Genomic DNA, 9,536 nt, shown 5'->3' on the forward strand with positions numbered 1-9,536 from the left:
GCGTCCGGGCCGACGCTGGCCGATCTGCGGGCCCACGTGGCGGCGCGCACCGACCTCTCGGACAAGACCCGCAACCGCTATCTCACGGCGATCGCGAAGGTCGGCGATCGTCTGAATCAGCCGCTCGTCATGATCCCGGCGGAGCTGGCGCTGGTGGAGCAACGGTTTCCGCTGACGGGGTTCAACCCGGCGCACTGGTCAACCGACGCCGCCTACACCCTCTTTCGCCGCAGGCTGCAGGCGGCCCTGCGCGAGTTTCTCGGCGTGCATGCCGAGCAGGCGCGGCTGCGGGCGATGGAAGATGATTGGACCCGGCTGCTTGCTGCCATCAAGCCATTGACCAAAGGCAGGGTCGGGCAGAGTGTGGATTGGCACCCGATGAAGCTCGCCGCGCTGGAGACCTTCGCGCTCGTGGCCCGGGCCCAGGGATGGCAGCCGCGCGAGCTCGACCTCGACAAGGCCCGCGAGCTCGACACGCTATTTCATGGCAAGAAGCGGGAAGCCAATCGCCGGGCGCTCAACCGCATCGACGAGCTGCGGCGGTTCCCCAAGCTCATGCCCTGGCTGCCGCCGCACCCCATCGGCTTTACGCCTGACGCCCATGTGCCCGATCTGGCACCGATCGCACCGTCTTGGGGGGCCCAAATCCTGGCTTGGGTCGAGGCCGTAACCAAGTCCGGCTGGGATCCAGTGACGAAGGCCTTCGCCAACGATCACCAGGGCCATGCCCATGTCCTGCGCAGCGCGCTGCGAACAACGCTGCGGATCGCGGTCGAGAAGGGCCTCCTGTCCTCAGACGCCGCAGATCTCAGGCCGCTCTTCGCAGATGACGAGGCAATCTGCGTTATCGCCAGGGAAATGTTCACCCGGCGCAAGCGCTCAAAGCGCGACGGCCATCTCGAGCCGCGCACGGCGCGCAAGTATCTCAAGGGCCTGAACCAGATCCGGGCTCACCTCGGCCTCGATACCACTCTCCTCGAACAGGTGCTGGCCAACAACAAGGATGCGCGCGAGGGGAAGAAGGCCGACCGGCGGATGACGCCGAAGAATCGCGCCTTCTGCGAGAGCTTGGTCGACAAACGGCCGATCCGGAAACGCTTCCTGAGCTCGTTCCAGCTGCTGCGCGCCGAGGCCGAGGCGATGCTGGAATGCGCTCGACTGGAACAGCGCACGCTCACGGGCCATGAGCGCGCCCGGGTGCGGCTTCTGGGAGCCAGCGCCTGCTTCGCCGCGATCGAAATCGGCGGCGCGCCGATCCGCGTCGACAATGCCATGCAGCTGACCTGCATCGGCGAAGACGCACAGATCCGCCTTCCGAAAGCGGCAAAGAAGCCGATCAAGGTGCTGATCCCGGCGGAGCTCACGAAGAACAAGGCAGAGATCGAGTTCCCGATCCGGGCCAATGCCTATGGCTGTCACAACACGATCCTGTGGTACGTTTCGGTCATCCGGCCACTGTTTCCGCATGCGGCAGCCAGCCCCTACCTTTTCCCGGCCGTGAGGGTGCCGGGGGCACCCCTCAACGCCGACTACTTCGGAGCCCAGTTCTCGGCACTGATGCGGACGGTGGTGAACCTGCCGATGACACCGCACCAGATGCGACACGGCCAGACCTCGCTGCTGCTCGATCGCCACCCCAACGAAATCGAAGTGATCGCCAAGCGGATCGACGACATGCCGGACACGCTGCGGCAGTATTATGGCTGGCTCAACGCGCTCAAGCTCGTCGAGCGCGGCCAGGACCTGTTGGTGGGGCTGATGCATGAGTAAGCCCTATGACACCCGCGGCCGCGCGGAGATCCTCGCGGCGGACCATTTCGCGCCGTTCCGCGACACCCCCGGGCTCGATAAGATCGGCACGCGGGAGCTGCGCACGCTCGACCGGTTCTTCCGCTTTGCCGAAGGGCAGGGGATCACCGTGCCCGGGGTGACGGACTTCCTGTCCTTCGTCGCCGCGGACACATCCACGCGCAGGCTCGACGACCTGCGCACCGCCTTCGACCGGCTGCTGTCCGAGGGCACGCCGGTGCGGGAGGTGGTGCGCGAGGCCATTCGTCAGAAGCGTCCGCGCAGCCGCAGCTGCGATCGGCGCGATCGCGAGGCGCTGCGGGCCGATCCGCTGATGGCGCCCTACCGGGACCTGGCCGCCTTCGGCACGGTGGCGCTCGAGGATCTGCGGGTCCTGGCACGGTTTCTGGGCTTCGCCGAGACGCACGGCATCACCGTGCCGAGTGAGGCGGACTACCTCGCCTTTGCAGCCGACACCGCCTCGAGCCGGCGGCTGCGATCCCTGAAAGCCGCCCTCGATGCGCTGCTGCCTGGCAACCCGGCGGTGCATGTCGTGCTGGCGGGGGCGATCGACCGCAAGTCGCCGCCCAAGCCTCGCGCGCGGGACAGGTCGCAAGGCCGCCCGCCACCCGGCGGGTCGACGCGGCCGAACTGCCCGAAGCCTGGCGCAAGCTCCTTCAGCACATGCGCCTCGGCGCCATGCCGCTGCACCAAGCCGCCCCGGCGGCCTCGGTCATCGACAGCATGGAGGACGTCTTGCGCGAATACGCCCATGTGCAGCGCGGGGCGGGGGCGGAGGTGGCGATCACCGTCGGGGGCGTGCGGCGCCTCGAGGCCTCCCGCGCCGCGCACGCCGCTGCCCGCGAAGATCCAACCTACCAAGCGCAGGGCAACCGGCCCGCGACGCGGCACACGGCCATAATGCGGCTGCGCACGTTCGGCGAGGCACTGGGGATCGAGCCGCTGGTGCTCTCGGCGCTGCGCCATCACGAGACCTGCCTGCGCCGCGAGCTTGGCACCGTGGTGCCGCTGAAGTTCGGCCGGCTCGACAATCTGCCCGGTCTCGCGGCCACGTGGGGCCTTGCCGCTGATTTGCTGGCGCAAAGCGAGGCCGCCACCCGCCGTCAGACGAAGCTGCGCCTCTTGACCGAGGCGGCGGTGGTGGCGATCTGGGCCCTGCTGCCGCTGCGCCTGGGCGATGGGGAGCTGCTCTGGGGCCGGGACCTGCGCTTCGACGGCGCGCGCTACCGCGTCGATATCGAAACGCGCAAGGAGGAGGAGCCGCTGCGCGGCGCCCTGCATGCGGTGCTGACGCCGTTTCTCGACGCGCTCGTGCTGCGCGGCATGGACCCGGTCTGGCTGCCGCAGATGCGCGAGCGGGCGATGGCCGAAGAGCTGCCGCTGTTTCGCGCGAGCAACGGGCGGCAGTTGGCGGCGAGCTACCCATCCCGCGTCTGGCGGCAGCATTTCGGCACCGGGGCGCATATCGCCCGCACCCAGGTGCATTCCGAGCTCGGTCAGCTCGGCCCCGCGGGCGTGGAGGCGGCGCTCGCGCTCAACGCGCAGCGCGATCCTCGCACCGCTGCGGCCTACCAAAGCGATGCCGTGAACCGGGCTCTGCGCCGCCAAAGCCAGGACATGGTGGATGGTCTGCTGGCGGAGTGCCTCGTTCCGGATCCTTCCGGCAAGGCGCGGTGATCCGCTTCGCGCAGCACTCGCGGGTCGATGCTGCGGGAAAGGCCCCCCGCAACTTCAGCAGGTCGAAGGCGATCCAGTCGGCGAAGCGGTCTCGCCTGCCTGCTTCAACACCCAGAACCTGTGGTCGGCCAGGCAGAGGCTAGCGTCGGATGTAGACTCGCCACTCAAATCGGGCAGCGCCTCTTGGATCTCCTCTTTGACTTGGGTCCAGATCTCGTGACTGACCTCCATGTCGAGTACACGGCTCTCGATCACGCTCAGCCGGTCTTCAAATGTGATGCGACCGGGTCCCGCCAGCGCACCGTTCTTATCGAAGGGCAGCAGAAAGGAGAGCGAGTAATTCTCGTCGGCATCGCTGATCTCGTATACCCCATGTTCGCTTGGGCGCGCCGACAGCTTAAGGTCCTGGCGGCTGCCGAACTCAAAGAACACATCATCGATCGCATCGTGGCGAAGCATTTCTTCCAATGCCTCCATATCGACGCCGACCTCTTCGAGGAATTCTGATTGAGTTTTCATAATGATCATTCCCTTCTTTTTGCTTGATATCTTAATTGATCGCGAACCTGAAAACAGGCCGCCTTATTACAGCCAGTGATCATGTATCACTGGTGAGCTCTTTCTAAATTTTTCCACAGCGATCTGAGTTGCAGCCAATCTCTTAGATCGAGGACCTGCTCATGTGAATATCTAGCAAGAGGTTTGATTCAAAAAAATCCTCCACTTCAGCCATAATCGTCGGCGTTTTTTTTGCCTGCGGGTGTAGGTTTGATTCAAATTTGCGGATTTCCTCGTCTTGTATTTTCAGGGTTCGCTTATGAGCGAAGTGTATATCTTCGATTCGAACGGCACGGCTACATTGGAGGTGGCGAATCGACGATCCGAACCCGCGATTTCAGCCGCTTCCGATTCGGCTGCTCGAAAGGGGGATTGGTCGGAGATGCCACTAAGCTGCGTATCTCGCGATCGCGATGGAGACCTGCTCGTGACAGATTGGCTGATCATGAAGGCCGACCAGCGCACATTGGCTCTGGCCTGCAACCCGTTGCTGTTGGATCGAGCCGAAGCGATCATTGGCCAGCGCATGTCCCTGGCCGCAGGCTGTCGCGTAGATCATTGTATCGAATGGAGGCGACGTGCTTATACAAAGCATCGAGCACTGAAGGATGGTGGTCACTTGCAAATCTCACCTGCCGCGATGATGCAAGCTGCATCCCAACAGACCGATCCCTTCATAACATAACGTTCATTACACGTATAGGTTGTTTTTAGTGGCGCACGCCATCTCTAACCGCGACTCTTGTTTGAATACAATGCCCTATCAAACAGGAGTTTTCCAGTATGGGACGTGTTTATGCGCAGTTGACGCTCGAGGAGCGCCGCAAGATCGAGCGCTGGCGGCATGCCAGAGTATCCGTGAACGAGATGGCGCGGGTGCTGCGCCGACATCGCTCGACCATTTTCCGCGAGCTCCGACGCAATCATTTTCAGGATCCCTGCATGCCGAAGGTCGTGGGCTACTTCGCCATGGCCGCACAGCTGAGAACCAGTGATCGCCGGGCTCGACAGCGCAAGCTGACTTGGCACCCGCAGCTGCGTGACCAAGTCGTCGAGCGGATCAAGGAGGGCTGGAAGCCGGAGCAGATCGCCGGCCGGATGCAGATCGAACGCGCACCGCTGCGGGTCTGCCAGGCAACCATCTATCGCTACATCTACGCCAAGGAAGGCCTGCGTGAAGAGCTGTGGTGGTATCTGCCGACCCATCGCAAGGCTCGGCGCCCGAGACGCGCTCGCAAGTGCAGAGCGCCGAAATTCCATCGCGATGTCAGCATCCTGTTCCGGCCCGAGGCGGTGGCGCAGCGTTCGCAATTCGGCCATCGGGAGGCGGATCTGATGCTGTTCCGGCAGAGGTTCGGGTCCGCCAACGTGACCTCGCTCGTGGAGCGCGTTAGCCGCTTCACCGTGCTTCTGAAGAACGCCGACAAGCGGACCGGCCCGTCATGGACAAGGTCATCGCAGCGATCCGTGCGCTGCCCCAGCCGGCGCGCCGATCGATCACTTTCGACCGCGGCACCGAGTTCGTCTCATGGCCGCACCACCAAGCGGAGATCGGCACCAGTAGCTGGTTCTGCGACCCTTCCGCGCCTTGGCAGAAAGGCACGGTCGAGAACACCAACCGTCGCGCCCGCCGCTGGCTACCCAGAGACCGCGACATCGACCAACTCTCGGACCACGACATCCGCGAGATCTGCGATCGGCTGAATGCCACGCCGCGCAAATGCCTCGGATGGAAGACCCCCGCCGAGGTGTTCCGGGCCAAGATGCTGGAGAAGAGACCGTGAGCGCCCTACCCTGAGATCACTGCGGAGCCGCGGTTGAGGTATCGCTCACATTCGGCGTTCGCATTTAGGCACTTTCACGCGTCCTCAATTCTCTTGACGGCCATGAGAACCAACCCAGCTTGTTTCAGGCAACTGAGTAACCGTAGCTGGCAGTAACAGGAGAGATGATTTGTTTTCTCCGACACGACGCAAGGTTTTGAAAGCTCTGCTGTTCGGCGGCACCGCCATCGCGGCGCCCTCGGCGCTCTACGCCGCCGAATACGGGCGCGGTGAGGGCATGCCCTGGTCGCCGTTCAGGGGCCAGCCGCCCTATCACGGAACGCTCGAAGCCTCATTCTTCACCCCCGCGGAGCGCGCGACGGTGGCAGCGATATGCGCGCGACTGATACCCAACGACGATGGGCCGGGCGCGACAGAGGCCGACGTGGTGACCTTTCTCGACCGGCAAATGGCGGGCTTCTACGGCCGGGGCCAACATTGGTACATGCAGGGGCCCTTTCTCGAAGGCACCGCCACGCAAGGCTACCAGAGCGAACACCCGCCCGCGCAGCTCTATCGCCATGCGCTCGTCGCGCTGGACGTCTATTGCCGCAATACCTACGAGGCCGGTTTCGCCGAGCTTTCCGAGGACCGGCAGGACGCGGTGCTGAAGGGTCTGGACGAAGAAGAGATCACCTTCGCGAAGGTATCGGCCAAGACCTTCTTCGACCTGATCCTGAAGAACACGATCGAAGGCTTCTTCGCCGACCCGATCTATGGCGGCAACCGTGACATGGTGGCCTGGCGCTACATTGGTTTTCCCGGCACCCGCTACGACTACCGCGATTTCGTCGGCCACGACGGCGCGCGCATCCAGCTGGAGCCGGTCAGCCTTATGGGCCGTTCGGGCTGGAACAGTCCCTGAGACCAGGACCAGGAGGTAACGAATGGCAAAGCAGCTCCCAGGTGTCGACGTGGTTCTCGTCGGCTTCGGCTGGACCGGCGCGATCTATGCCGAGAAGCTGACAAACGCGGGGCTTGACGTGCTGGCCCTGGAGCGGGGGCCGTGGCGCGACACGACCAAGGATTTCGCCACAACTTTCGCGCAGGACGAACTGCGCTATTACTGGCGGCACGGCATGTTCCAGGAGGCGTCGCAATCGACGGTTACCTTCCGCAACAACTCTGCTCAGACCGCGCTGCCGATGCGCAGCTGGGGATCGTTCCTGCCCGGCAATGGCGTGGGCGGATCGGGAGTGCACTGGAACGGCCAGACCTACCGCTTCCTGCCTTCGGATTTCGTGGCAAAAAGCCACAATGAGGAGCGCTACGGCCCCCTGCCCGAGGGGATGACGGTTCAGGATTACGGCGTTACCTATGAGGAGCTCGAACCGCATTTCGACTATTTCGAGAAAATCTGCGGCATCTGCGGCAAGGCGGGCAACCTGAAAGGCGATATCGTCGCGGGCGGCAACCCTTTCGAGGGGCCGCGCAGCGACGAATATCCCAACCCGCCGATGGAGATGACCTTCTCGCAGGACCGCTTCGAGGCGGCGGCGCGCAATGTCGGGCTCAACCCCTTCCCGGTGCCCTCGGCCAACATGTCGCGCGCCTATGTCAATCCGCTGGGCCTGCAACTGGCGCCCTGCACCTATTGCGGCTTTTGTGAAAAGCACGGCTGCGGCAACTACTCGAAGTCCTCGCCTCAGACGACGATCATCCCCGCGTTGATGAAGCGGCCGAACTTCGCGCTGCGCACCGATAGCGAGGTGCTGTCGATCGAGAAATCGGCGGACGGGTCGCGGACCACGGGCGTCACCTATGTCGACACCAGCGGCGAGAGCTTCTTCCAGCCCGCCGAGATCGTCGTGCTGTGCGCCTACCCGTTGGAGAACACCCGGCTGATGCTCCTGTCGCAGATCGGCAAGCCTTACGACCCGCGCAGCGGGGAAGGCGTGGTCGGCAAGAACTACTGCTATCAGGTGATGTCCGGCGCCACGGTGTTCTTCGACAAGGAGTACACCAACAGCTTCGTCGGCGCGGGGGCCCTGGGGATGGCGGTCGACGACTACAACGGCGACAACTTCGACCATTCCGGTCTGGGCTTCATCGGCGGCGGCTACATCGCCTGCTACACCACCAATGCCCGTCCGATCGAAAGCCATCCCGTTCCGGAGGGCGTGCCCGGTTGGGGCAGCGATTGGAAGCAGGCGGTGCAGGCCAACTTTCTCAAGACCGCCTCGGTGGGAGTCCATGGCGCCTCCATGGCGCATCGCAGCAACTACCTCGACCTCGACCCGACCTATACCGACCGGCATGGCCGTCCGCTGCTGCGCATGACCTTCGACTTCACGCTCAACGACCGCCGGCTGAGCGCCCATCTCACCCCTGTCGCCGAGGAGATCGCGCGGGGCATGGGCGGGCGCGAGGTCGTGGTGGGCGAGCGCAAGGGCTCCTACGATTCTGTTCCCTACCAGACCACTCACAACACCGGCGGCACGATCATGGGGACGGACCCGCAGACCAGCGTGTGCAACCGCTATTGCCAAAGCTGGGATCTACCGAACCTCTTCGTCGCCGGGGCCGGGCTGTTCCCGCAAAACGCTGGCTACAACCCGACCGACACGGTCGGCGCGCTGGCCTACTGGTCAGTGGACGCGATCATCAACACGTATCTGGGTCAACCGGGCCCGCTGGTTCAGACATGAGGGGCCTTGCGCTGATATCCGCCATCGGCTGCATGGCGTCCGTCACGGCCACCGCGCCCGCCGCGCAGGAGCTGTCCTCGTCGCAGGTGGAGCGCGGCCGCTACCTGACCATCGCGGGTGATTGCGAGGCCTGCCACACGGATATCGAAAACGACGGCCTGCCTTTCGCCGGCGGCCGCGCCCTCGGCACCCCCTTCGGCACGATCTACTCTCCCAACCTGACACCGGACGACGCGACCGGCCTGGGCCGATGGACGCGGGAGGATTTCCACAACGCGCTGAACGAGGGCATCGACGACGAGGGCCGGCATCTTTATCCGGCGATGCCCTACCCCTACTACACGTTGATGTCGCGCGACGAGACCGACGCGATCTTCGCCTATCTCCAGTCGCTGGAACCGGTTCATGCCGAAGATCCGGAGAACGATCTGCCGTTCCCGCTGAACATCCGCATGTCGGTGGCGGGCTGGAAGCTCCTGTTCTTCGAGGACGAAGCGTTCGTCCCCGACCCCGATCGCTCCGAGGACTGGAACAGGGGCCGCTTTCTCGTGGACGGACCGCTGCACTGTGGCGGCTGCCATTCGGGCAAGAACCTGCTCGGGGCCAGCAAGGACGACGAATACCTGCGCGGCGGGCTGCTGGAGAATTGGTTCGCGCCCAACATCCGCGCCGGAGAAGGCGGCGGCATCGCGCATTGGGAGAGCGACGACATCGTCGAGTTCCTCAAGCATGGCCGCGCCAAGCATACCGCCCCCATGCAGCGCATGGGCGAGGTGGTCTCGATATCCACCCAGCACCTGCGCGAAGAGGACCTGCGCGCAGTGGCGACCTATCTCAAAAGCCTCGAGGACGAGACGCCCGAGGTGGAAGACACCCCCGAGGCGGCGCGTCTTGAAACCGGGGCCGGAATCTACTTCGACAACTGCGCCGCCTGCCACGCGGCGGACCAGTCCGGCGTGCCATATTTCTTCGCGCCGCTGAGCACGTCCAACAAGGTCCATGCCGAAGACCCCTCGAGTGC

The 9,536-nt window shown here is 64.2% G+C and carries 8 protein-coding genes and 1 pseudogene; 8 read left to right on the plus strand and 1 reads right to left on the minus strand.

Annotated features, from left to right (window positions below):
- From MBELCI_RS21125 to MBELCI_RS17270, 3 genes are all read left to right on the plus strand, one after another.
- A partial coding sequence (locus tag MBELCI_RS21125) for a site-specific integrase (protein WP_045320435.1) occupies window positions 1-1,770 on the plus strand: 1,770 nt, incomplete at its 5' end.
- Window positions 1,763-2,710 carry a hypothetical protein gene (locus MBELCI_RS20875; RefSeq protein WP_021695536.1) on the plus strand — a complete coding sequence of 316 codons (948 nt, stop codon included), beginning with the start codon at window positions 1,763-1,765 and terminating at the stop codon, window positions 2,708-2,710. The genes MBELCI_RS21125 and MBELCI_RS20875, both read left to right, overlap by 8 nt.
- Window positions 2,710-3,486, plus strand: a complete 777-nt coding sequence (locus MBELCI_RS17270; RefSeq protein WP_021695537.1) for a hypothetical protein — start codon at window positions 2,710-2,712, stop codon at window positions 3,484-3,486. Before MBELCI_RS20875 ends, MBELCI_RS17270 begins: the two co-directional genes overlap by 1 nt.
- 54 nt (window positions 3,487-3,540) lie before the next feature.
- Here MBELCI_RS17270 and MBELCI_RS17275 read toward each other — a convergent pair whose 3' ends face one another.
- Window positions 3,541-4,014: a hypothetical protein gene (locus MBELCI_RS17275; RefSeq protein WP_045320436.1), complete on the minus strand. Its 474-nt coding sequence runs from the start codon at window positions 4,012-4,014 to the stop codon at window positions 3,541-3,543.
- A gap of 289 nt (window positions 4,015-4,303) precedes the next feature.
- Between MBELCI_RS17275 and MBELCI_RS20880 the strand changes: the two genes are divergently transcribed.
- The 5 genes and pseudogenes from MBELCI_RS20880 to MBELCI_RS17295 all read left to right on the plus strand — a co-directional run.
- Window positions 4,304-4,729, plus strand: a complete 426-nt coding sequence (locus MBELCI_RS20880) for a hypothetical protein (protein ID WP_145973724.1) — start codon at window positions 4,304-4,306, stop codon at window positions 4,727-4,729.
- A gap of 98 nt (window positions 4,730-4,827) precedes the next feature.
- Window positions 4,828-5,828 (plus strand): annotated as a pseudogene (locus tag MBELCI_RS17280) (IS30 family transposase).
- Window positions 5,829-6,024: 196 nt separating this feature from the next.
- On the plus strand, window positions 6,025-6,732 hold the full coding sequence (locus tag MBELCI_RS17285) for a gluconate 2-dehydrogenase subunit 3 family protein (protein ID WP_110546630.1): 708 nt from the start codon (window positions 6,025-6,027) through the stop codon (window positions 6,730-6,732).
- Window positions 6,733-6,754: 22 nt separating this feature from the next.
- Window positions 6,755-8,515 (plus strand): GMC family oxidoreductase, encoded by a 1,761-nt coding sequence (locus MBELCI_RS17290; protein ID WP_021695542.1) that lies wholly within the window; start codon window positions 6,755-6,757, stop codon window positions 8,513-8,515.
- On the plus strand, window positions 8,512-9,536 hold a 1,025-nt coding region (locus MBELCI_RS17295; protein ID WP_131505593.1), incomplete at its 3' end, for a c-type cytochrome. The genes MBELCI_RS17290 and MBELCI_RS17295, both read left to right, overlap by 4 nt.

Origin of the sequence: Limimaricola cinnabarinus LL-001, assembly GCF_000466965.1 — a bacterium.
GTDB lineage: Bacteria > Pseudomonadota > Alphaproteobacteria > Rhodobacterales > Rhodobacteraceae > Limimaricola > Limimaricola cinnabarinus.